At 65.7% G+C, this 22,913-nt stretch carries 18 protein-coding genes; 12 read left to right on the plus strand and 6 right to left on the minus strand.

The features are described from left to right. Nucleotides 1-294 precede the first annotated feature (294 nt). Genes ST3T6A_RS0110240 through ST3T6A_RS0110255 form a run of 4 tightly spaced genes read left to right on the plus strand, consistent with a single transcriptional unit; the run spans nucleotide 295 to nucleotide 6,633 of the window. A complete protein-coding gene (locus ST3T6A_RS0110240) occupies nucleotides 295-1,539 on the plus strand; it encodes an efflux RND transporter periplasmic adaptor subunit (RefSeq protein WP_026359595.1) in 1,245 nt (414 codons plus the stop codon). A 27-nt stretch (nucleotides 1,540-1,566) separates the two neighbouring features. After that, nucleotides 1,567-4,746 carry an efflux RND transporter permease subunit gene (locus tag ST3T6A_RS0110245; RefSeq protein ID WP_019832826.1) on the plus strand — a complete coding sequence of 1,060 codons (3,180 nt, stop codon included), beginning with the start codon at nucleotides 1,567-1,569 and terminating at the stop codon, nucleotides 4,744-4,746. 12 nt (nucleotides 4,747-4,758) lie between these two features. Beyond that, nucleotides 4,759-6,195 carry an efflux transporter outer membrane subunit gene (locus ST3T6A_RS0110250; protein ID WP_019832827.1) on the plus strand — a complete coding sequence of 479 codons (1,437 nt, stop codon included), beginning with the start codon at nucleotides 4,759-4,761 and terminating at the stop codon, nucleotides 6,193-6,195. 60 nt (nucleotides 6,196-6,255) lie between these two features. Beyond that, nucleotides 6,256-6,633: a DUF427 domain-containing protein gene (locus tag ST3T6A_RS0110255; protein WP_019832828.1), complete on the plus strand. Its 378-nt coding sequence runs from the start codon at nucleotides 6,256-6,258 to the stop codon at nucleotides 6,631-6,633. 88 nt (nucleotides 6,634-6,721) lie between these two features. Here ST3T6A_RS0110255 and ST3T6A_RS0110260 read toward each other — a convergent pair whose 3' ends face one another. Then, nucleotides 6,722-7,858, minus strand: coding sequence for an epoxide hydrolase family protein (locus ST3T6A_RS0110260; protein WP_019832829.1), 1,137 nt, complete (start codon nucleotides 7,856-7,858; stop codon nucleotides 6,722-6,724). 308 nt (nucleotides 7,859-8,166) lie between these two features. On the opposite strand from ST3T6A_RS0110260, the gene ST3T6A_RS0110265 reads away from it, so the two are divergent. Next, a complete protein-coding gene (locus ST3T6A_RS0110265; RefSeq protein ID WP_019832830.1) occupies nucleotides 8,167-9,708 on the plus strand; it encodes an MFS transporter in 1,542 nt (513 codons plus the stop codon). Nucleotides 9,709-9,931: 223 nt separating this feature from the next. Here the strand turns inward: ST3T6A_RS0110265 and ST3T6A_RS0110270 are convergent, their stop codons facing one another. Further along, the gene (locus tag ST3T6A_RS0110270; protein ID WP_019832831.1) at nucleotides 9,932-10,849 is read right to left on the minus strand and encodes a LysR family transcriptional regulator; all 918 of its coding nucleotides are present in this window, start codon (nucleotides 10,847-10,849) and stop codon (nucleotides 9,932-9,934) included. A gap of 250 nt (nucleotides 10,850-11,099) precedes the next feature. On the opposite strand from ST3T6A_RS0110270, the gene ST3T6A_RS0110275 reads away from it, so the two are divergent. Beyond that, a complete protein-coding gene (locus ST3T6A_RS0110275; protein ID WP_019832832.1) occupies nucleotides 11,100-11,846 on the plus strand; it encodes a gamma-glutamylcyclotransferase in 747 nt (248 codons plus the stop codon). A gap of 215 nt (nucleotides 11,847-12,061) precedes the next feature. On the opposite strand, the gene ST3T6A_RS0110280 is transcribed toward ST3T6A_RS0110275, so the two are convergent. After that, entirely contained in the window at nucleotides 12,062-13,687 is a 1,626-nt protein-coding gene (locus ST3T6A_RS0110280; protein WP_235785771.1) for an aldehyde dehydrogenase family protein, read from the minus strand. On the opposite strand from ST3T6A_RS0110280, the gene ST3T6A_RS0110285 reads away from it, so the two are divergent. The 3 genes from ST3T6A_RS0110285 to ST3T6A_RS0110295 all read left to right on the plus strand — a co-directional run bounded on the left by ST3T6A_RS0110285 (nucleotide 13,592) and on the right by ST3T6A_RS0110295 (nucleotide 16,519). Next, nucleotides 13,592-14,488 carry a LysR family transcriptional regulator gene (locus tag ST3T6A_RS0110285; protein ID WP_157602742.1) on the plus strand — a complete coding sequence of 299 codons (897 nt, stop codon included), beginning with the start codon at nucleotides 13,592-13,594 and terminating at the stop codon, nucleotides 14,486-14,488. The genes ST3T6A_RS0110280 and ST3T6A_RS0110285 overlap by 96 nt on opposite strands. A 389-nt stretch (nucleotides 14,489-14,877) precedes the next feature. Further along, nucleotides 14,878-15,450, plus strand: coding sequence for a pseudouridine synthase (locus ST3T6A_RS0110290; protein ID WP_019832835.1), 573 nt, complete (start codon nucleotides 14,878-14,880; stop codon nucleotides 15,448-15,450). Nucleotides 15,451-15,688: 238 nt separating this feature from the next. Continuing rightward, complete coding sequence (locus tag ST3T6A_RS0110295; protein WP_019832836.1) at nucleotides 15,689-16,519, plus strand: 23S rRNA (adenine(2030)-N(6))-methyltransferase RlmJ; 831 nt, start codon at nucleotides 15,689-15,691, stop codon at nucleotides 16,517-16,519. A gap of 322 nt (nucleotides 16,520-16,841) precedes the next feature. Here ST3T6A_RS0110295 and ST3T6A_RS0110305 read toward each other — a convergent pair whose 3' ends face one another. The 3 genes from ST3T6A_RS0110305 to ST3T6A_RS0110315 form a co-directional block, all read right to left on the minus strand. After that, nucleotides 16,842-17,852: a GGDEF domain-containing protein gene (locus ST3T6A_RS0110305; RefSeq protein WP_162140525.1), complete on the minus strand. Its 1,011-nt coding sequence runs from the start codon at nucleotides 17,850-17,852 to the stop codon at nucleotides 16,842-16,844. A gap of 115 nt (nucleotides 17,853-17,967) precedes the next feature. Further along, nucleotides 17,968-19,290, minus strand: a complete 1,323-nt coding sequence (locus ST3T6A_RS0110310) for a DEAD/DEAH box helicase (RefSeq protein WP_019832839.1) — start codon at nucleotides 19,288-19,290, stop codon at nucleotides 17,968-17,970. Nucleotides 19,291-19,365: 75 nt separating this feature from the next. Continuing rightward, on the minus strand, nucleotides 19,366-19,857 hold the full coding sequence (locus ST3T6A_RS0110315; protein ID WP_019832840.1) for a hypothetical protein: 492 nt from the start codon (nucleotides 19,855-19,857) through the stop codon (nucleotides 19,366-19,368). Between the two features lie 130 nt (nucleotides 19,858-19,987). On the opposite strand from ST3T6A_RS0110315, the gene ST3T6A_RS0110320 reads away from it, so the two are divergent. The 3 genes from ST3T6A_RS0110320 to ST3T6A_RS0110330 all read left to right on the plus strand — a co-directional run bounded on the left by ST3T6A_RS0110320 (nucleotide 19,988) and on the right by ST3T6A_RS0110330 (nucleotide 22,884). Further along, on the plus strand, nucleotides 19,988-21,448 hold the full coding sequence (locus ST3T6A_RS0110320) for an FAD-binding oxidoreductase (protein ID WP_019832841.1): 1,461 nt from the start codon (nucleotides 19,988-19,990) through the stop codon (nucleotides 21,446-21,448). Nucleotides 21,449-21,514: 66 nt separating this feature from the next. Beyond that, on the plus strand, nucleotides 21,515-22,288 hold the full coding sequence (locus ST3T6A_RS0110325) for a SapC family protein (protein WP_019832842.1): 774 nt from the start codon (nucleotides 21,515-21,517) through the stop codon (nucleotides 22,286-22,288). Nucleotides 22,289-22,323: 35 nt separating this feature from the next. Beyond that, nucleotides 22,324-22,884: a cytochrome b gene (locus ST3T6A_RS0110330; RefSeq protein ID WP_019832843.1), complete on the plus strand. Its 561-nt coding sequence runs from the start codon at nucleotides 22,324-22,326 to the stop codon at nucleotides 22,882-22,884. The last annotated feature ends 29 nt before the right edge of the window (nucleotides 22,885-22,913 follow it).

Raw genomic sequence — 22,913 nt, forward strand, 5'->3', positions numbered from 1 at the left:
ATCGGCTGAGCGCCCGCGATAGCGGCACTGTCTCAATACAGGCGACAGTGTATCGCAATCAGGCAGATTTATCTCGCACATCACGCCCACCATTGTCCTGCGCGAAGGCCGCAAGTCGCAGGTTGGCCTGTCGCGTCGGGGGTAACCGAGGCGCCGGCATCCTCTCGAACGGTCATCACGAGCGGCTGGGATGCCGGCGATGTATGCCGGCCCACCGTTCGTCCGGAAAATTGAGTGATCTCATCAGACGCGGCCCACCAGGCCGCCGCGTCTGCATTCGGATTGGACAAGACCATGAACCAGGTAACCCGAATTGCCGAGGATGCGGCGCATGACGCAGGGCATACGCGCCGGTGGAGCCGCACGGCTCTCTTTGCCCTCCCTCTTCTGGCGATGGCTGGCGTAGGCGTGAGACTCGCCCATCATGGCCCTGAGGCGGCGGCACCACCACCATCCGTAGTACAGGTTTCCACCCCACTGGAGCGCGAGGTCGACCAGTGGGACGATTATGTAGGGCGCTTCGCGGCGAGCAAGGCAGTCGAGGTGCGTCCGCGCGTATCGGGGGCGATCACCGCGGTTCATTTCCGGGATGGCCAGATGGTGAAACAGGGAGACCTGCTCTTCACCGTCGATCCGCGCCCTTATGGGGCCGCTCTGGCGGAAGCGCAGGCTGGCGTCGCGACCGCCGAGAGCGCGCTGGCGCTGGCTCGCTCGGATTATGAGCGGGCTTCGAGACTCAAGGGCGACGACGCGGTCTCGGCCGGCGAGATCGATGCTCTGGGTGCGAAGGTGCGAACCGCGACGGCAGCGCTTTCAGCGGCGCGGGCTCGTGCCCGAACACGCGCGCTGGATGTCGAGTTCACGCAGGTTCGCGCGCCGATCAGCGGCCGCATCTCGGATCGCCGCGTGGATGCGGGCAATCTGGTCGTCGGCGGAGAGGGCGCGGCGGCGACGCTGCTCACCACCATCAATGCGCTCGACCCGATCTACTTCTCGTTCGACGCGTCCGAGGCCTTGTATCTCAAGGCCAGGCGGGCACAGGCGGCGGGCGCCGATCAGGTCCAGATCCGCCTGCAGGGCGAGACCGGCTACGACTGGAAGGGCAAGCTCGACTTCACCGATAACGGCGTCGATCCGCGTTCAGGAACGATCCGGGCGCGAGCGACAATCGCCAACCCCAAGCTGGTGCTGACGCCCGGCCTGTTCGGCAACATGCGGCTGGCGAGCGGCGGCACCGCCAGGGCGCTGCTGGTGCCCGATACCGCGATCCAGGCCGATCAGGCCGACAAGGCCGTGCTGGTTGTCGACAAGGATGGCACCGTGGCGCTCCGGAAGGTGGTGCTGGGGCCGGTCGTCGACGGCTTGCGCATCATCGCCTCCGGCCTCGCGCCGGGCGACCGGGTGGTGATCGGCGGCAACATCGCCGCGGCACCGGGCAGCAAGGTCCAGCCACAGCCCGGCACGATCGTGGCGAAGCCCGATCCCGTCACCCCGCCCAGCGCACCCGTCGCGGCGGACGCCACCTTCGCGTCCCGCTGACGCCCGCATTTTCGCAAGGAGGGCGCCATGCGCATCTCACGCTTCTTCATCGACCGGCCGATCTTCGCCTGCGTGCTCGCGCTGGTGGTCGCGATCGTCGGTGCCATCGCCTATGTGGCGTTGCCGGTCTCGCAATATCCCAACATCGTGCCGCCGACCGTTACGGTCACAGCCACCTATCCGGGCGCCAACGCCCAGACCGTCGCCGAGACGGTCGCCGCGCCCATCGAGCAGGCGATCAACGGCGTCGACGACATGCTCTATCAGTCGTCGCAGTCGACGGGTGACGGCAAGCTCACCATCACCGTCACCTTCAAGGTCGGCACCGATCCGGACAAGGCGCAGGTGCTGGTGCAGAACCGCGTCTCCACCGCGCTGCCGCGCCTGCCCGACGTGGTGCAGCGCCTCGGCATCGAGACCAAGAAGATTTCGCCGGCTATCCTGATGGCTGTGAACATCAACTCGGACGACGGCTCGCGCGATCTCGCCTACATCCAGAATTATGCGCGCACGCAGGTGGTCGATCCGCTGAGCCGCATCGACGGCATCGGCAATGTCGATCTGATGGGCGGTGGGCAGGATTATTCCATCCGCGTCTGGATCGATCCCAATCGCGCCGCCGCGCTGGACCTGACGGCTTCCGAGATCGTCGACGCCCTGCGATCGCAGAATGTGCAGGTGGCGGCCGGCAAGCTCGGGCAGGCGCCGACCGGGCCGAACGAGGCGTTCCAGGTCAACCTGCGCACGCTGGGCCGGCTGACGACGCCGGAGCAGTTCGCCGACATCGTGATCCGCACCGATGCCGAGGGACGGCAGGTGAAGGTGAAGGATGTCGCGCGGGTCGAGCTCGGCAGCGACAATTACAGCGCCTACACCTATCTGAACGGCAAGCCGACCGCGATCCTCAACATCCTCGCCCGTCCGGGTTCGGACGCGGTGAAGGCGCGCGCGGCCGTCTATGCCAGGATGAAGGAGCTTTCGAAGGGCTTCCCGGCCGGCATCAACTATTCGATCGCCTATGATCCCACCCGCTTCGTGGTGGATTCGATCAACGCCGGTTTCCAGACGCTGCTCGAAGCGACGGTGCTCGTGATCCTCGTCATTCTGGTGTTCCTCCAGAAATGGCGGGCGGCGATCATCCCGGTGATCGCCATCCCCGTCTCCGTGCTCGGCACCTGCGCGGTGCTGCTGGCGCTGGGCTATTCGATCAACAACCTGTCGCTGTTCGGCATCGTGCTCGCCATCGGCATCGTCGTCGACGACGCGATCGTCGTGGTCGAGAATGTCGAGCGCAATCTGGAGAGCGGCATGTCCGCGCTTCAGGCGGCGCGCAAGTCGATGGACGAGGTGGGCACCGCGCTCGTCGCCATCGTGCTGGTGCTGTGCGCCGTGTTCGTGCCGACATTGTTCATCACCGGCCTGTCGGGCGAGTTCTACAAGCAGTTCGCCGTCACCATCGCGACGGCCACCATCTTCTCGCTGATCCTGTCGCTCACGCTTTCGCCGGCGATGGCGGCGCTGATGCTCAAGGCCTCGCATCATGACGAGGAGGCGACGGGCATTCGCGGCGCCCTCCAGCGCGCGGCGGTGTGGTTCAACACCGGCTTCGAGCGGATGAGCGAGCGCTATGCCGCGCTCACCCATCGGCTGGTGCTGATGCCGAAGCGGATGATGTCGATCTATGCGGGGCTGATCGCGCTCACCATCGGCGTCTTCTGGTACACTCCTGTCGGCTTCGTGCCGTTGCAGGATCAGGGCTATTTCGCGGCCCTCGTGCAGCTCCCGCCGGGCGCATCGCTCCAGCGCACCGATGCCATCGTGAAGGAAGTCGCCAAGCGGACGCTCAAGATCGAGGGCGTGGCGCATTCCGAGATGTTCGTCGGCATGGACGGTCTGTCCTCTACGCTGGCGCCCAATTCGGGCGTGGCCTTCTTCCCGCTCAAGTCCTTCGACGAGCGGGATGCGCATCATCGCACGATGGAGGCGATCATGGCCGACACCCGCAAGGCGCTGGCCGACATCAACGACGCCCGCATCCTCGTGGTGCCGCCGCCCGTGATCCAGGGCATCGGCGGCAATGCCGCGACCGGCTACCGTATCATGCTCCAGGATCGTGGCGGCCACGGCTATCAGGATATGGGCAAGGTCGCGCAGGACTTCATCGCCAAGGCCAATGCGACCAAGGGCCTGTCGTCGGTGTTCACCTTCTACGACACCTCGTCGCCGAGCGTGTACGCCGATATCGACCGCACCAAGGCTGACATGCTGGGCGTGCCGCCGGGCCGCGTGTTCGATGCGCTCCAGACCTATATGGGCTCGACCTTCATCAACGACTTCAATCTGCTCGGCCGCACCTATCATGTGACCGCGCAGGCGGATGCGCCCTATCGCCGCACGCTGTCTGATGTCGCCAATCTGCGGGCACGTTCCAATCAGGGCGGCATGGTGCCGATCGGCAGCCTCGCCACCTTCAAGGACGAGTCCGAGCCCTATCGCGTCACCCGCTACAATCTCTTCCCCGCGGTCGAGATCGATGGCGAGACGGCGCCGGGCTATTCCTCGGGCCATTCGCTGAAGGCGGTCGAGGCGCTCGCCGCCAAGGCGCTGCCGCAGGGCTATGGCAGCGAGTGGACGAGCATCGCCTATCAGCAGACCACGGTGGGCAACACTGCCGGCATCGTCTTCGTGCTGGCGATCGTGTTCGTCTTCCTCGTGCTGGCGGCACAGTTCGAGAGCCTGTCGCTGCCGCTCTCGATCGTCCTCATCCTGCCCATGTGCCTGCTGGCGGCGATGACGGGCGTGAACCTGCGCGGCTACGACAACAACGTCCTCACCCAGATCGGCCTGATCGTGCTGATCGCGCTGGCAGCGAAGAATGCGATCCTCGTGGTCGAGTTCGCCCGTCAGGCCGAGCATGAGGGACTGAGCCCCGTCGAGGCGGCGGTGAAGGCCGCGCAGATGCGTCTGCGCCCGATCCTGATGACCAGCTTCGCCTTCATCCTGGGCGCGGTGCCGCTGGCGCTGGCCCATGGTGCTGGCGCGGAGCTCCGCACGGCCCTCGGCACGGCGGTGTGTTTCGGTATGCTCGGCGTCACCGGCTTCGGCCTGCTCTTCACCCCGACCTTCTACGTCGTCTGCCGCACGCTGGGCCTGAAATGGGCCGGGCGTCGCGGTGGAGCGACCGGCGCGATCGTGCCGGCGGAATAAGGAACTCCTCCCATGAAGACGAAACTTTCGTTGCTCGCGGGGCTCCTGCTGGCGGGCTGTGCGGTCGGGCCAAGCTATCGGCCGCCGGAAATCCCGAAGGCGGCCGGTGGGCCGCTGCTGGGCGCCACGGCGAGCCCCTCGGTGACACCGGCGGTGGTCGAGGCCGGCGAGTGGTGGCGGCTCTATCAAGACCCCGTCCTCGACAGCCTCGTCGCCGATGCGCTGGCCGCCAATACCGATCTGCGCGTGGCGATCGCCCATCTGGAGAAGGCGCGGGCCTCGCTCCGCCTCGCCCGTTCCGATCGGCTGCCCACAACCACAATCCAGGCGGGTGGCAATTATCAGCGCGTGCCCGAGATGCTGGCCGTTCCCGGACAGGAACGTGAAGGCTGGCAGGTCAGTGGCGGCCTCACCATGAGCTATGAGCTGGATCTGTTCGGCCGCGTCACCCGATCAATCCAGTCCGCGCATCGCGATGCCGATGCCGTGGCGGCGGATGCCGATGCCGTTCGGGTGAGCGTCGTCGCGGACACGATCCGGGCCTATGTCGATGCGGCGACGGCGGCCGAGCAACTGGCGGCCGCGCGGCGGAACGTCGATCTGCTGGACCAGTCGCTGAAGGTGACGACCCGCCGCTTCGAGGCCGGGCGCGCCGCCCGTGTCGACGTGCTGCGGATCGAGGCGCTGCGTCAGCAGGAAGCGGCGCATGTGCCGGATATCGAAGCGGCACGACAGGCGGCGCTCTATCGGCTGGCGACATTGACCGGTCGCGCGCCGGCGGAGTTGCCGGCCGCCGCCGGCGAGCGGGCGACCCCGCCGACGATCGATCAGCCCCTTCCCGTCGGCGATGGCGCGGCGCTGCTCGCGCGCCGGCCGGATGTGCGCGCGGCCGAGCGCCGGCTCGCGGCCGCGACGGCGCGGATCGGCGTGGCCACGGCCGAGCTCTATCCCCGCATCTCGCTCGGTGGCTCGATCGGGCAGACCGGTTCCGGCTTCGGTCATCTCTTTGGCGGGGGTGCGCTCAGCTTCCTCACCGGGCCGCTGATCAGCTGGAACTTCCCGAACATCGTCGCAGCACGGGCGAAGATCGCGGGCGCCAGGGCCGACACCAAGGCCTCGCTGGCGAGCTTCGACGGTACCGTTCTGAAGGCGCTGGAGGAGACGGAGACGGCGCTCACCGCCTACGCCAAGGCGCTCGACAAGCGGGCCATCGTGCGGGCGGAGGTAGAGCAGGCGGACGCCGCCGCCCGTGTCGTTCGCAACCGGCAGAAGGAAGGGACGGTTGATTATCTGACCGTGATTGACGCCGAGCGGACGGCCGCCAGCGCCGCCGCCGATCTGGCGCTGGCGGATGGTCGTGTCGCCTCCGCTCAGGTTGATCTGTTCAAGGCGCTGGGCGGCGGCTGGCGATCGGACAAAAACGAAACCCGCGTGGCTGACGCCCGCTAGCTGGGAGATATGGGCCGGCGCCTTCGGTACTGCCGGCCCTAAGCGAATATGGATGCAAGAATGATCTATCCCAGCGCCGCGCACCCGATCGAACTCCGGCGCTATCCGAAGCTCGCGACCGCGATCATCGGCAACATCGTGCTGGCAGAGAGTCACTGGGCGCTGCTGCTGCGCGAGGCGGCGCTACCGCCCCAAGTCTATTTCCCGCGTAAGTCCGTGGCGATGACGTTGCTGGGGCGCTCCAGCCGGCATAGCCATTGTCCCTACAAGGGCGAGACCAGCTATTTCCGTATTCGGCCACTGGGCAAAAGCCATGACGATGCGGCCTGGAGCTACGAAGCGCCGTATCCGGCCATGGCCGATATTCGGGACTATATCGCCTTCTGCCCGAACAGGGTGACCATCGAACTGGGGGAGGTGGAGAGCAGCGCTCGCTAGCGTCGCCAGCCACCCCGACAACGTAAAAGGACCGGGAAGGCGCCATGCCATCCCGGTCCTTTCCGTATGACCTCAGGTGAAGCGGGTGTTAGTTTCGCAAGCTCGCGAAGGCGTTGCGGACTTCGCCGACGAAGATCGACGGCTGCTCAAACGCCGCGAAGTGGCCGCCTTTCGCAGGACGGTTCCAGTAGATCATGTCGGCGTAGGTGCGTTCGCACCATTCGCGCGGCGGGGTGTATATCTCGCCCGGGAAGACGCTCACCGCTACCGGGATCTCGATCCTGCGGGCCGCGAACGACATGGTGGGATGCTCGGCATACATGCGGGCCGAGGAAGCGCCGCTGTTGGTGAGCCAGTAGAACATGATGTCGTCGAGCATCTGGTCGTAGCGGAACACATTTTCGGCCACGCCATTGCTGTCGCTCCAGGCACCCAGCTTCTCGTAAATCCACGCCGCCTGGCCGACGGGCGAATCCGCCAGCGCATAGCCGATGGTCTGCGGCCGCGTGACCTGAAGGTGGTGGTAATAAGAGCCATCGTTCGCGAACCGCAGGCACTGGTCGATCGCGATCTGCTCTTCCGGGGTCGGATTTTCCGGGAAGACCTCGGGCACAACGAAGGGCAGGTTGGTGTGGATAGCCTTCAGGCCTTCCAGCTTCTGGACGCCCATCTCGGTGACGATCACGCTGCCCCAGTCACCGCCTTGCGCGACATATTCGGCATAGCCAAGTCGCTTCATCAGCACGTCCCAGGCGCGGGCGATGCGGCCGCGCTCCCAGCCCTTGGCGGAAGGCTTGTCGCTGAAGCCGTAGCCGGGGATCGACGGCAGAACGAGATGGAACGCATCCTCCGCCTTGCCGCCGTGGGCCGTCGGGTTGGTCAGCGGATCGATGACTTCCAGAAACTCCACGATCGAGCCCGGCCAGCCGTGGGTCATCACCAGCGGCAGCGCATTCTCATGCGGCGAGCGGATGTGGAGGAAGTGGATGCCGAGACCGTCGATCTCGGTCTTGAACTGGGGAAGCGCGTTCAGCCGGGCTTCCAGACGGCGCCAGTCATAATGGTCGCGCCAATATTCAACGAGTTTTCGGACAGATTCGAGCTGCGCGCCCTGCGAGCTGTCGTCGACCGTTTCCTTTTCCGGGAAGCGGGTGGCGGCGAGGCGACGCTTCAATTCGTCGAGCTCGGTTTGGGGTATGTCGATCCGGAATGGTGTGATGGTCATGATGCCCTCGCGATGGTGGGTGAAGCCATCGAACCGAGCTCCGCCGGCATGGAGGGGGAGTGGCCGGTTGTGGGGAATGGGATGCCCGCTTGTCCGATGGCTTCCCCGCAAAGATGGATGGAGCGCCGATGGGTATAAATCCATCAATCTGCGACGCTCTGTCTCCTGTAGAGATGCAATGCCGCCTTGCCAGCGAGGACGCTATTGTTGCGGATAACGATACAGATCGTCGCAATGCTGCGCGTTTATCAGCTCAGGGGACAAGGATTAGGTCTGCGGTCGTTCCTGTCTCTATAATCGGGTGACCTATGACCTCTTCCCGTGCCCCGGAGGGCACCGGCAGCCTCGCCGTTCTCGGCGCCGTCTGCCTCGCGGCGCTGATCCTGCCGCTCAGCTTCTCAGGCGGCGCCGTCGCGACGCCCGCGATTGGCCGGGACCTCGGGGCCAGCCCGACGGCGCTCACCTGGATCACCAATGCCTTCATGCTGTCGTTCGGCAGCCTGTTGATGGCGGCCGGCGCGCTGGCGGACGAATATGGCCGCAAGAGGCTCTTCACCATTGGCGTCGGCCTGTTCGTCATCTTCTCGCTGGCTCTGAGCTTCGCACCCTCCGTACTGGTCATCGACCTGTTGCGCGCGGCTCAGGGCGTGGGCGCTGCGGCGGCTCTCTCGGGTGGAGCAGCCTCCCTCGCGCAGGAATTCCACGGCAAGGCGCAGGCACGCGCTTTCAGCATGCTGGGCACGACTTTCGGCATCGGTCTCGCCTTCGGCCCGATCGTCTCCGGCTTTCTCATCGAGACGTTCGGCTGGCGATCGATCTTTCTGACGACGACGGTGATCGGCAGCATCGCGCTGCTGTTCGGCGTGCCGCGGATGCGTGAAACGCGCGATCCGGATGCATCCGGTCTCGACTGGCCGGGCGTGCTCAGCTTCACCGGCATGCTGTCGCTCTTCACCTTCGGCGTGATTCAGGCGCCGGAGAGCGGATGGGGCAGCCCGCTCGTGATCGCGCTGCTGGTTGGCTCGGCCGCTCTGCTCGCCGTGTTCGCCTGGGTAGAGACCCACGTCGCGCGGCCGATGCTGGATCTGACCCTGTTCCGCTATCACCGTTTCATCGGCGTGCAGGTGCTGCCGATCGCCACCTGCTATTGCTATGTCGTCCTGCTCATCCTCCTTCCGCTCCGCTTCATCGGTATCGAAGGCCGGAGCGAGATCGAGGCCGGCTTGCTGATGATGGCGCTCTCCGCGCCGATGCTGGTGGTGCCGACCGTCGCCGTCACGCTGACGCGCTGGTTTTCGGCGGGGGCCGTGTCAGCGGTGGGGTTGCTGGTATCGGCTGGCGGCCTGTTGTGGCTTGGCACGCTGGGCGTCGACGCGGGGACTTCCGCCGTGCTGCCGATGCTCGTGATCGGTTTCGGGGCCGGGCTGCCGTGGGGTCTCATGGACGGTCTTTCCGTCAGCGTCGTGCCCAAGGAGCGGGCCGGTATGGCCACTGGCATCTTCAGCACCACGCGCGTGGCAGGCGAGGGCGTCGCGCTGGCGGTGGTCAGCGCCGTGCTCGCTGCCCTGTCGGCGGGAAGTCTCCATCGCACCGCGCGCGAGGTTGGTATGGCGACGCTTCCGCACCAGCGCGAACTGGCGCAGCGTGTGGCGACGGGCGATCTGGCGGAGGCCGCGAAAGTGGCCCCTGAAGCCATCCGGCCCATGCTCGCGCAGAGCTATATCGAAGCCTTCCAGAGCCTGACCCACATCCTCGCCGTCGTGACGGTCCTGTCTGCCGCGGCCGTCTTTTTCTTCCTCGGCAGGAACCAGGCCGTTGCCGGAGTGAAGGCGCCCGAAAAGGTCGCGTAATGGCAATTTCCGCTTCGCTTCCCGGCCCGCATATCATGCGGGCCGGCAGCCTCCACGCTCTCGGACGAGCTAGAGCCGCCTCCACTATGGCGATCCTGCTTGTTCTTGCCGGCGCGCCGGTGGGGCCACCCTGTCGGCCGTCGACATGGCCGGTCGTGGCTCGTGCTGTCGGGCGAAAGGCTCTGCGTGACCTGCGTATCTGTTTGTGGTGGCGGTGAGCCTGTCAGGCCGGGATGGGTTTGCGCAGGAGATCCGCAAGGGCATCGAGTACGACGCGCGTCTTGCGCGGCATACCGCGACCGAGCGGGACAAGCGCGTGGACAGGCGGGCCGTCAATATCGGCTTCGGGCATGACGCGGACGAGGCGGCCGGCGCAAAGATGGGGCTGGGCGGCACGATCGAAGATCTGGGCGATGCCGAAGCCGGCGATCACAGCGTCGATCAGGGCCTGCCCGTCGGTCATGACCGCGCTGCTCGTGGGCGGCAGGAAATCCAGCCGTCGGCCATTGTCGTTCAGCGTCCAGGAGCGGATCGTCCCGGCCGCCTGACGAAACGCCACGCCATCATGGGCCTCGAGGTCGCGGACTTCCTTCGGCGTTCCCCGCCGTTCCAGATAGGCAGGGGACGCGTAGAGACCAAGACGGAGATCACAGAGCTTGCGGACGGTCATGTCCCCCTGCTCGGGAAGCTGCCCGATGCGAACGACCAGGTCCCAGCCTTCTCCGACGGCATCCGAATGACGATCGGATAGCGAGAGTTCGAGGCTGACCTTGGGATAGCTCCGCAGCAGTTCCTCCAGGGCCGGCAGGAAGAGGCGGCCAAGACCGGCGGGGACATCGAGACGGACCCGCCCATCCGGTTCCGAGCGTCGCGCTGCCAGCGCATTCTCCGCGTCGGTTAACCCCTCGATCGCCATCCGTGCCGCTTGCAGATAGGTTTCGCCGTCTTCCGTCAGTCGAACGGCCCGGGTCGTCCGCTGGAACAATCGGGTGCCGAGCTTGGCTTCCAGTCGCTGGACGGCCTTCCCGGTGTTGGATTTGCTCGTTCCGAGCCGTTCGGCCGCACGCGTGAAACTGGCGCTTTCCGCGACCGCTATGAAAACCTCGATGTCCTGGATGCCGGGGATGGATCGCTCGATCATTGTATCTCCCATGGCGACATAACGTGGCGATACACAATCTCTGCCAGCGGTCAGGCGCAAGTCGCCAGATCAGGATTGTCATCTAACAGCAGGAACGCTGATCCGGGAAGTCGGCATGGCCTCCCAACTGTTTCCCTGCAGGAGACGGACTGTCCCTGGCCCACCAGTTTATCTCCATTTCCCGAAAACCCATCCTGCTGACGATGATGGCGACCCGCTGTCGTCGCGGGCATTTCGGGACCGGAGCCAGATGACGGTGAAACCTAAAGAGGATCAGGCAGAGGGCGCCTCGCCGCTGGGAGAGCAATTTCTGCTTTCAAGACGCATCCTGGAAGAAGAAGGTCTCGCCGCTCTGATCGCGCGTGACGGGCCCTTGCAGCGATTGACGAGCGAGGAAGAGCGCACCGCATCGTTACAGTCGATGTTGGCGGCTCGGCCTTCGGGAGACATCTGGGTGTTCGCCTATGGTTCACTCATCTGGAACCCGGCGATCGACATTGTCGAGGCGCGGAAGGCCCGCATTGCCGGCTGGAGCAGATCCTTTTGTCTATCGGCAATGGTAGGGCGTGGCTCCCCTGAAAGACCGGGCCTCCTGCTGGGGCTCGAAGTTGGCGGCTCTTGCGATGGGATTGCGCTGCGGATCGCCGCGGATGCGGTGGAGCGCGAACTTTCCCTGTTATGGCGGCGGGAGATGATCACAGGCGCCTACAACCCGCAGTGGGTCGAGCTATGTGACGAAACCGGCCACGGATTTGGTCAGGGGATCGCCTTCACGATCGACATGGACAGCGATCATTATGCGGGAAATCTCCCACGCGAGGAGATTGTGGAGCGGTTGGCTACAGGTCGTGGCTCCCTCGGGAGTTCGGCCGATTACTTGTTTCGCACGAGGCAGGCGCTCCAGGCCCACGGCATCCTCGATACCCGGATTGAGGCCATTGCTGCCGATGTCGAGGCGGCCTTGCTTGATCGTCCAGACCTTGACATTCGCTCATGAACCGGGACACGTATATCACGATATTGGCGTGGAGCATCCAATACAGGCTGGTACGAACCGCTTGGAAACTGGCAGTAATGCGCCTAATCCCGGTCGTTCAGCCGCGCGTTCGCGATTGCCAAAAGCTGCCATCGGTTGACGCCCCTTATCAATCGTTCCAGGCGCAATTGGCCGCGCCCGGGACCGGTCTTCCGTTCAGGGGGCCTCTGCCGCTATCAGACCAGGACGGCGCGAGGCTCAAGGAAGGATTCGAGCCCGAAGATACCGAATTCCCGCCCGATGCCCGATTGCTTGAAGCCGCCGAACGGCGCGAGCGGCTCATGCGGCGCGCCGTTGATTGCGACCCGGCCTGTTTCCAGTTGTTCGGCGACCTGCTGCGCGCGCTTGACATCCGCACCGAAGACATAGCTTGCGAGACCGTAATCGGTGTCGTTGGCAATCGTGACGGCCTCCGTTTCATCCCGATAGGGGATCAAACACAGGACGGGTCCAAATATCTCCTCGCGCGCGATCCGCATCCGGTTGTGCACGCCGGCGAACACGGTCGGGCGCACGAACCAGCCTCGGTCGAGGCCTTCCGGACGCCCTTCGCCGCCGATCAGCAGCGTCGCGCCTTCCTCCTGGCCGAGGCGGATATAGGACTGGACGCGATCCCATTGCTTTTGGCTCACCATCGGGCCGATCCTCGCCTCTGGATCCGTCGGCGCGCCGACTTTGATCGCGGCGACCGCGACCCTGATGCGCTCAGCGATATCCGCCAGCCGCTCCTCCGGGACGAGGATGCGCGTGCCGGCGATGCAGGCCTGGCCACTGTTGGCGAAGCCGATCATCAGGGCTTGCGGGATGGCGGTATCGAGATCGGCATCGTTGAGGATGATGGAGGGGCTCTTGCCGCCCAGTTCCAGCGTCACACGAGCCATGCGCTGTGCCGCGGCGGCGAGGATCGCGCGGCCGGTCGCGGTTGAGCCGGTAAAGCTGATCTTGGCGATATCGGGATGCGCGCTCAGCGCCGCGCCGGCCACCGCGCCGGTGCCGTTGACGATATGGAAGACCCCCCTGGGCAGCCCGGCCGCATGCAAGCACTCGGCCATCACCTGTGTCTGGATCGCGCTCATCTCGGAGGGCTTGATGACGATCGTCGTGCCCGCCGCGATCGCCGTCGCCAGCTTCGAAGCGATGAAACCGATATTGCTGTTCCACGGGGTGATCGCCGCAGCGATGCCGGCCGGCTTCATCTCGATCTCGGCGCGGCCGATCGTCCGGCGGAACGCGTAATGTTCGAGCGTGCGCGCCATATCGAGGAAGACCGAGGCCGCGTGCTGCACCGAGAAGCCGGTGAAATAGGAAGGCGCGCCATATTCCTCCGCCATTGCGGCGGCGAGATCGTCCGCGCGGGCGGAGACGGCAGCGGAAAGGCGTTCCAGCATCATGATGCGCTCGGCCTTGGTGGTGCGCGAAAAGGCCGGGAAGGCGCGTTTGGCTGCGGCGACCGCCGCGGTCACATCCTGCTCGTCGCCAAGGCGGACGGTCCCGATCTGCTCTTCCGTCGAAGGGTTGAAAAGGGGCGCCCGTTCCCGTCCATGGGGCGTCACGAAGGCTCCGTCGATGGAGATGGTGTCGATCTCGCGCATGAATCTGCTCCGTCGATGATGTGAGACGGCGATATGCGGCGCCATGCCTGATCTGATAAGCGTGCCAATCCTGCACAGTCTGATGAGATGGATTACGCAATGTCCAGGGCGAGCATGATAGAGCTCGAGGCGGCCGCGGCGGTCGCCCGCACCGGCGGTTTCCGCTCGGCTGCGCGGGAGCTCGGCTTGACCAGTTCGGCCGTCAGCCACGCCATTGCCGGGCTGGAGGGGCGGATCGGCGTCCGACTCTTCAACCGCACGACGCGCAGCGTAGCGCTGACCGCCGCTGGCGAGCAGTTCCTCGCGCAGGTGATGCCTGCGCTGGCTAGCATCGATGCCGCCGTGGAGGCGGCGAGCGAATATGGCGGTGCGCCGACAGGCACGCTCCGGCTCAACACCTCGCTCGGCGCGGCCCGCATGCTGCTGGTACCGCTCTTTCTCGAATATGGCCGGCGTTATCCCGGTGTCGAGCTGGAGATCGTGACAGAGGGTGCGTTGATCGATGTCATCGGCCAGGGCTTCGATGCCGGCATCCGGATCGCCGAAGCGGTGCCGCCGGATATGATCGCGATCCCGATTATCCCCGTGATCCGTTCGATCGTGGTCGGCTCGCCTGCTTATTTCGCGGACCGCCCACCGCCTGTCGTGCCGGCCGATCTGGCGCGCCACCGCTGCATCCGCGCGCGCATGGCGAGCGGCAGACTATATCGCTGGGAGTTCGAGTTGCATGGGGAGGGCACGAGCATCGACGTGCCCGGCATCCTGACGCTGGACGAAAGCGGCCTGATGGTCGACGCCGCTCTTGCCGGGGCGGGCCTTGCCTTCGTGTCCGAATCTTCGGTCGCCGGGCATCTGCGCGATGGGCGGCTGCTGAAGGTGCTCGATGACTGGACGCCGGCCTATCCAGGACTTTGTCTCTATTTCGCCAGTCGGAAGCATATTCCGGCGCGGTTGCGTGCGCTCATCGATCTCATTCGGGAAGGCACACAGGAGTCGGCAGCTCGGGGATAGATCACCTTGCTTCAACGTACGGACGGAACGAACGGCCGGGTTTTGGTTAATGCCCCCGCATTGGGGCCGTGCAACGGCGAGGCGTGAGATCCGAGAAGCCGCTGTATGTTCGTGTTTGGATCAGCTTGCGCAGGTGGCCGGTGAGGGGACATTCCCGCCGTGCCAGACCCGCCACTCGAATGGCGGCTTTCGGTGGAGGCAGTCAGCTGGGCCTCCCACGCATGCAATCTTCGATGGACCAAGATCGGGCCAATAGCGGAACGGCCGATCCTCGCTGAGAAAACAGGAAAGCCGACCGACAGCTTCCGGGTGGGTCTGGCGGGCGCAGCCGATCCGGCGGCGGCATGCGCCAGAAGACAAAGCCGCAGCCGAACGATATGGAGCGCAGGATGGCCCGGCTGCTCCTGTTCAACAAACCCTTCGGGGTCCTATCGCAATTCACGGACCGCGGATCGCCAACGGTTCGGTCGACATTGTCGGACTTCATCGAGGTGAAGGGCGTCTATCCCGCCGGGAGGCTCGATCGGGACAGCGAGGGCCTGTTGCTGCTATGCGATGATGGGCGGCTGCAGGCGCGAATTTCCGATCCGCGCTTCAAGCTGCCCAAGACCTACCTTGTGCAGGTCGAAGGCGATCCGCAGGCGCTGGAACTGGAACGCTTGCGGCAGGGCGTCCGGCTCAAGGATGGCATGACCCTGCCTGCCGATGTTGCTCGTATCGACGCGCCGGACCTGTGGCTACGCGATCCGCCGATACGCCAGCGCAGGTTCATCCCCGACAGCTGGCTGAAAATCACCATCCGCGAAGGGCGCAACCGGCAAGTGCGCCGCATGACGGCGGCGGTCGGGTTGCCCACCCTGAGGCTGGTCCGCTGGTCGATCGGCGACTGGTCTGTCGCCGGGATCGCGCCGGGCCAGTTCGAGGAGCTCTCTAGCCTGGGCGAGGGTACCAGCGGCACGTAGGACTGATGACGCCGTTTGGCGGGTGCATGTGAAACGGCCGGCGGGATTGCGGATCGCAGCTGACTCTCCTGCCGGTTGCCGCCGACCGCGAAAGCTGATTGGAGGCTTGGCTCAGAGGGGCTTTGACGTCTTCCGCTGGGCGCATATGAGCGCCGGATTGGTTGCTTCAATCGTCTCGCGATCGGCTTCCTCGCCCGGTAGCTCGTATAAAGGCAAATCGGCAGGGTTTTGGATTTCAATGAATTATCGCCATTCCTTCCATGCCGGCAACAGCGCCGATGTCGTGAAGCATAGCCTGCTGATCGCCCTTGTCCGGGCCTTGCAGCAAAAACAGGGCGCGTTGACCCTGATCGACACCCATGCCGGCTGCGGGCTCTACGACCTTGGCGGCGAGCAGGCCCAACGCACCGGCGAAGCCGCACAAGGCGTGCTGCGCGTCTTTGCCGACCCGAACCCCTTGCTGGACGACTATCGCGCCGCCGTACAGGCGGTGAATGTCGGGGCAGAGCCGCGCCTCTACCCCGGCTCGCCGCAGTTCCTGGCGCAGCTCCTGCGCCCGCAGGACTTGCTGATCCTCAATGAAAAGCATCCCGAGGACGCCCATGCCCTGCGCGGCGCGATGCGCGGTACGCCTGCTGCCGTGCATGAGCGCGATGCCTACGAGCTTTGGCTGGCGATGCTCCCGACCCGAACGGCGCGCGGCGTGGTGGTGATCGATCCGCCGTACGAGCAGACAGACGAACGCGCCCGCATCACAGCCACCCTCGCCGCGGCGCACCGCAAATGGGCGCATGGCGTGACGGTCATCTGGTATCCGCTGAAAGACCGCGCGACGCATCAGCGGTGGAAGGACAAGCTGCGCACGCTCGGCATCCCGAAATTCTTGTCGGTGGAGCATTGGTTGTATGATGCCGATCGGCCCGGCATCTATAATGGCGCGGGCCTTTTTATCGTCAATCCGCCCTATGCCTTCATACAGGCGCTGCGGCCTCTGCTGGAAGCCCTCCGCGCCGCACTGGCGCCGGAAGGGCATAGGGGCGAGATCACGGCGGATTGGTTGGACGATTGAAAAGAGCCTGGTCCCGGATCCAGTCATCCAGGCCCATTGGTAACGCTGGTCTGCTTTCAGGTGATCGGCGGCCTCGCTGCACGGCTGACTTGGAGCGCAATGCCGACCGGCAGCTTCCGTCAGGACCGGACGTTCACCGAAGCTGATATGAACGTCCGGCTCTGGTCGAAACCCATCATCCTTCCAATGTAGGATTTCGTCTGACACGGTAACGCTGCCGCTTCACACGGCCGATCTTTCTCAGTGCCGATCCAGCCATGACGAGCGCGCAGCTAAAACAGCGCTGCTCGTGTCAACTTCGTCAACTCCGCGGACGGAAATTCTACGCCGCAGCCTTCCAGCAGACCACCCGGTCGCGGCCATCGGCCTTCGCGTCGTAGAGTGCCTGATCCGCCCGGTCGATCAGGTTCTGCGCGCTGTCTTCCCGGTCCAGCCCGGCGACGCCGAGGGACAGCGTCACCCGCCCGATCTCGCGGCCTGACTGGCGCGCGCGGACGGTGCGCGTGCCGATATGCTGGCGGAAGCGCTCGGCGAACTGGGTGGCTTCCTCGGCCGCGTGGCCGGGCATGACGATCACGAACTCCTCGCCGCCCCAGCGCGACACGAAGCCGCGGCCGTGGAAGAAGCGCTCCAGGCTCTGCGCCACCAGACGCAGCACCTCGTCGCCCATGCGGTGGCCGTAATTGTCGTTGAACTTCTTGAAATGATCGATGTCGAGGAAGATCAGGCTCATCGGCCGGCCCTCGTTCATCGCGCGCTCGATCTGCGCGTCGAGATAGTCGCAGCAGGCCTTGCGGTTGGAGAGGCCGGTCAGCGCGTCGGACCGCGCATCGACGCGGGCGATCTCCAGATCGGCCTTCAGCGCGTCGATCTCGCGCGAGGAAGCCGCCAGTTCCGTCTGGAGCTGTTCGGTCGTCGCGAGCATCTGGTTGGTCGCCTCGATCATCTCGGCCAGCATCGCGCGCTGGCGCTCTAGCGTCGCGGCGGCGTCGAGATCGGAGCGGCTGACGTCCAGCCGCGAGGCATAGTTGCGGGCATCGGCGTCGGAGCGCTCGATATAATCGTTCATCCGGGCGAGCTGCGCCTCGGTATCCTCCAGCACGCGGCCGACGCCGGCGCGGCCGGTGCCGTAGAGTTCGCGGCGGATGTTGGCGAGGATGCGGTCGCTGAGCTGGCCCTTGGTGCGGCGCACGGCGTCCACCGCCTCGACCAGTTGAGGGTCGGCGCCGCTGACATATCTATAAAGAAATTCGTAATTCGATGGCGTCGGCGCAATCGCGCTTTCCTCGAGCAGCGCTCGAATACGATCGAATGTGCCCCTCGTGTCGGTCACGATACCGCAGTCCATCCCCCGAAGCGAAGGATTGCGGCCTCACTGTCGGCCGAATCTCTCACCTTCCACTTTGGTAGCGGAGAAGCGTAAAGAAAGCGCGAAAGATTTGCTTCGTTTAGTCTGCAATCCGCTGGTTGAGGAAGGCCGGAACCGGGCCGTTCCACGCGGCATCGGCATCGTTCGCGATGGGCTCCGCCGCCGGGGCAGGCGCACGCTGGGCCACGGAATCGCGCCGATCGCGCTCCGGGCGCGACCGTTCGCCACCGCCGCGACGGCTGGCGGGGCGGCGCTCCTCGGCGGCGGCCGGCGCCTCGCGCTCGGCCTTGAGGCCTTCGATGCGGGGGATTTTCTGGCCGGTGAGCTTCTCGATGTTGGCGATGTTCTCGGCATCCTCATCGGTGATGAGGGTGAAGGCCTTGCCCGTCGCGCCCGCGCGGCCGGTGCGGCCGATGCGGTGGACATAATCGTCCGGGTGCCAGGGTGCGTCGAAGTTGAAGACGTGGCTGACACCCTTGATGTCGAGCCCGCGCGCCGCGACGTCGGAGGCGACGAGGATGTTGATGTCGCCGGCCTTGAAGCGATCCAGCTCCTTCAGGCGCGACGACTGGTCCATGTCGCCATGGATCTCGCCCGACTTGAAGCCGTGGCGCTGGAGCGACTGGTTGAGATCGCGCACCGTCGTCTTGCGGTTGGCGAAGATGATCGCGGTGTTGACGTCGTCGGCGCCGAGCAGGCCACGCAGCGTCTCGCGCTTGCCGCGCGAGGTGGTGGTGACGAGCGCCTGCTCGATCGACGCATTGGTCGAGCCCGTGCGGGCGACCTCGATCTGCTTCGGGTTCGACAGGAACTTGTCCGCCAGCTTCTTGATCGGCGGCGGCATCGTCGCGGAGAAGAGCAGCGTCTGCCGCGCGGCGGGCAGCTTGGTGCAGATTTCCTCGATGTCGGGGATGAAGCCCATGTCGAGCATCCGGTCCGCCTCGTCGATGACGAGCAGCGAGCATCCGGTCAGCAGGATCTTGCCGCGCTGGAACAGGTCCATCAGGCGGCCCGGCGTCGCGATCAAGACGTCGACGCCCTTCTCCAGCGCCGCCACCTGATCGCCCATGTTCACGCCGCCGATCAGCAGCGCCATCGAGAGCTTGTGATACTTGCCGTACTTCTCGAAATTCTCGGCGACCTGCGCGGCGAGTTCGCGCGTCGGCTCCAGGATCAGAGAGCGCGGCATCCGCGCGCGGCTGCGGCCATGGGCGAGGATGTCGATCATCGGCAGCACGAAGCTCGCCGTCTTGCCGGTGCCGGTCTGCGCGATCGCGATCAGGTCGCGATTCATCAGCACAGGCGTGATGGCGGCGGCCTGCACCGGGGTCGGCTCGGTATAGCCGGCGTCCGCGATGGCGCGGAGCAATTCATCAGAGAGGCCGAGGTCGGCGAAGCTCATGCACGGTTCCGGGAATGACCACTTGCGACAGGCAGGTGGAATCGCACGTTGCCCTGTCGTGCCAGGCTCGCCTTGTCAAGGGGATGGAGGCGAATGCTGGGGGACCGGTATCAGCAGCCGGAAGCGATCCACCTGGCAATCGCCGCCCGAACGGGTGCGGATGGAATCGCGGTTGGCGCAGATCTTCCCGTCGCCCGCGGGCTTCACATAGAAGCCCGAATAATAATCGAGCGCGGGGCATTCGTCCTCCAGCCGGGCGCGGACGCGCTGGCCGCCGCGGAGGATGAAATCCACGCTGTCCGGCGCGGCGATGGCGGCGCCGGCGATGGCGCCCGCGTCGATGCAGCGCGGCCCCTTGCGATCGCGGAAGACCGGCATTGCGGGCGGATCGACATGGGCGCGCCGATTGGCACGGTGGGACCGGCGCGCGGGCACGCGGATGATGACCGACTGGGTGACGGTCAACTGCTCGACCGTCGCGGTGGCGACGCCCTGGCCGCCGGACGTGCCGGTGCCGCCGAACAGGATGGCAATGAGCGCGAGCGCTATCACCAGTGAGGGCCCCATGGTGGAAAAAGCATGATGGCTGCTTACGCTGACCATGCCGGGTTGAACATGCGATGAATTAATATGCAGCCAGTTGTGACCGGACAATCGGACGTTTCCGCATCCGCGCAATCGCTCTAGGAGAGGGGGCATGACCTATCCGATGCCTTCTCCGGGGTTGCTGGCGCGTCTGTCCGAGCGGCTGGGGCCGGCGGGCTTCACCACCGATCCGGCCGATCTCGCGCCCTGGCTCACCGACTGGCGGCGGCGGCTGACGGGATCGGCGGCGGCGCTCGTCTCGCCGGCTAACGCGGAGGAGGCGGCGTTCATCGTCGCGTCGGCGGCGGCCGAAGGCGTGGCGATCGTGCCGCAGGGCGGCAACAGCTCGATGGTCGCCGGCGCCACGCCTGCCGGCATAGGGGAGGGGCGGGCGTTGCTCGTCTCGATGCGGCGGATGCGCGCGATCCGCTCGGTCTCGGCGGCGGACAATGCGGTGACGGCGGAGGCCGGCGTGGTGCTGGCCGATCTCCATGCGGCGGTGGAGGCGCAAGGACGCCGCTTCCCGTTGTCACTGGCGTCCAAGGGCAATGCGACCGTGGGCGGGCTCATCTCCACCAATGCGGGCGGCACGCAGGTGCTGCGCTTCGGGCCGATGCGGTCGCTGGTGTTGGGGCTGGAGGCGGTGCTGCCGGACGGATCGATGCTCCGGGGCCTCGCGCCGCTGCGCAAGGACAATCGCGGCTACGATCTGAAGCAACTGCTGATCGGCGGGGAGGGGACGCTCGGGCTCGTGACGGCCGCGACGCTGAAGCTGGTGCCTGCGATCGGGGAGCGCGCGGTCGCCTGGGTGGGTTTCCGCGATCCCGAACAGGCGCTCACCCTGCTGCGCCGGCTGGAGGATCGGCTGGGCGAGGCGGTCGAGAGTTTCGAGCTGGTCCCGGCCGAGGGTCTGGCGCTGGTGCTGCGCCACATTCCCGACACCCGCGCGCCGCTTGTCGAGGCGTGGCCGTGGAACGTGCTGGTCGAGGCGGTGGCGCCTGCCGGAGATGCCCCGCTGGGCGAGCGGTTGGAGGGGGCGCTCGCCGAGGCGCTGGAGGCTGGTCTCATCGGCGACGCCGCGCTTGCGGTCAGCGAGGCGCAGGCCGACGCCTTCTGGAAGCTGCGCGAGAGCATGTCCGAGGCCGAGGCGCGCGACGGCATGGCCGCCAAGCACGACATCTCCGTCACCGTCGCCGACATGCCTGCCTTCATGGCACGGGCCAGCGCGGCGGTGGTCGAGCGCTTCCCCGGCGCGCGGCCGATCGCCTTCGGCCATCTCGGCGACGGCAACGTCCATTTCAACGTCCGTGCGCCCTCGGGCGGGGACGACAAGGCCTGGTTCAAGGCCACCGCCGCCGAGGTGTCGCGCTTCGTCCACGGCCTCGTCACGGAGGCGGGTGGATCGCTCTCTGCGGAACATGGCATCGGCCGTTTCAAGTGCGCCGATTTCCTCCATCTGATCGATCCGGCGCGGCTGGCGGCGATGATGGCGGTGAAGCATGCGCTCGATCCGGCCGGAATCATGAACCCCGGAGCGCTGCTCCCGCTTGCAGAAGCCGCTTCCGGGCCATAGACGACTCTGTCTTCAAAGGGGGGCGGGGGGCCTCTCCCGTCCAGTGGTTTTCAGGAGAGCAAGTTTATGGCGAGCGCACCCAATCAGGGCCTGCCGCTGTTCTACAACGATCTGACGCCGATCTCGAGCCAGGTCCATGCTGATTGGCGCATCCGCCCGGTCGCCGGCGCGCCGTTCCTCAAGAACGTCCATGCCGTGCCGCTGCTGGTCGAGGAGTTCATCTCCGCCAGCCGTCATTTCCCGATCGTCTTCTCGGTCGGCGACAATCCCGTGCCGCTGGCGCTGATGGGCCTGAACGAGGGCATCAACACCTTCGTCGACGAGAACGGCCTGTTCCCGGCCGACGTCTATGTCCCGGCCTATATCCGCCGCTACCCCTTCATGCTGGCGCGCCTGCGCCCGGATACGGACGAGCTGTCGCTCTGCGTCGATCCGACGTCGGATGTGGTGGGCGCCTATGATGAGGGCGATCTGCTGTTCGAGGACGGCAACCCGACCGAGCGCACCAAGGCGATCCTGGCCTTCTGCGAGCAGGTCGAGCAGAGCAGCCTGCTGACCGGTTCCTTCTTCAAGGACGTCGTCGAGCAGAAGCTGCTGATCGACGGCGAGTTCACCGCCCAGCCGGCCGACGCGCCGCAGCCTTATGTGTATCGCGGCTTCCAGATCGTCTCGGAAGAGGCGGTCAAGAATCTGCGTGGCGACGTGGCTCGCAAGTGGATCCAGAGCGGCCTGATGGCGCTGATCTACGCGCATCTCTTCTCGCTTCAGCGCATGGCCGACGTGTTCGGCCGTCAGGTGCAGCAGGGCAAGCTGCCCGTGCCGGACATGCCCCTGATCTGATCCGCCAGGCGGGAACGACCAATATTGAGGTGGTGATGATGGGGACCGTGTTCTCGGGTGCCGGCCTGACGCGCTACACGCGGGTGGCTATCGCGTTGCACTGGACGATTGCGGTTCTCCTCATCACCAACCTCGGCATCGGTCTGCTCATGGACGATCTGCCGGATGGCATCGTGCCCATCCACAAGTCGATCGGGATGCTGGTGTTGCTGCTCAGCCTCGTGCGGCTGGGTTGGCGACTCGGCCATCGGCCCCCGCCGTTGCCCGCCAGCGTGAAGCCCTGGGAGAAGGGGCTCGCCCACGCGGTCCACTGGATTTTCTACGCCTTCCTGATCTTCATCCCCTTGTCGGGATGGATCTTCACGTCGGCCTCTCCCAAGCGTCATCCGCTTACATTCTTCGGGCTTTTCGGGTTGCCTTATTTCCCCGTGCCGCAGGAGAAGGCGATCAGCCATGTCTGGCATGATCGGCATGAGACGGTCGCCTATCTGATGCTCGCGCTGCTGGTGCTGCACGTCGCGGCGGCGCTGAAGCACCGCTTCCTGGATCGCGACCGCACGCTGGACCGGATGCTGCCGGGCGCAGGACCGCGCTAAAGCAAGCCTTTAATCGCCCCTCGATAGTT

This window comes from Sphingomonas sp. PR090111-T3T-6A, assembly GCF_000383095.1.
In the GTDB taxonomy this organism is placed as follows: Bacteria; Pseudomonadota; Alphaproteobacteria; order Sphingomonadales; family Sphingomonadaceae; genus Solisphingomonas.